Source organism: Pseudomonas sp. P20, assembly GCF_016463925.1.
In the GTDB taxonomy this organism is placed as follows: domain Bacteria; phylum Pseudomonadota; class Gammaproteobacteria; order Pseudomonadales; family Pseudomonadaceae; genus Pseudomonas; species Pseudomonas aeruginosa.
Map to the genome: position 1 here is coordinate 1 of NZ_JAEMVM010000136.1, position 388 is coordinate 388.

At 67.8% G+C, this 388-nt stretch carries 1 protein-coding gene; it reads right to left on the bottom strand.

Annotated features, from left to right (window positions below; all coding sequences use genetic code 11):
* A partial coding sequence (locus tag JHD77_RS32190) for a condensation domain-containing protein (protein ID WP_233412022.1) occupies window positions 1-388 on the bottom strand: 388 nt, incomplete at both ends.

The window sequence follows — 388 nt, forward strand, 5'->3', positions numbered from 1 at the left end:
GCGAGCGACCCAGGTCTTCGCCCAGCTCCACCTGCAGGCTGTCGCCGGCAGGACTCTGTACGCTCGGCCGCGGCCGGTCGGTCGGCAGTTCCAGCACCGGCTGCTCGCCGCCCAGCTGCTGCCGCCAGTAGGCCAGTTGGCGCTCACGCTCGCCGGCTTCCATCCAGCTGCGCTGCCACAGGGCATAGTCGGCGTACTGGATCGGCAACGGCTCCAGCTCCACGGCGCGGCCTTCACGGTAGCCGGCGTAGAACTGCATAAGCTCTTCCACCATGATCGGCGTCGACCAACCATCGGAGACGATGTGGTGCAGGGTCACCACCAGCACCTGTTCCTCGGCGGACAGGCGCAGCAGCAGGACCCGTAGCAACGGACCACGTTCCAGGTC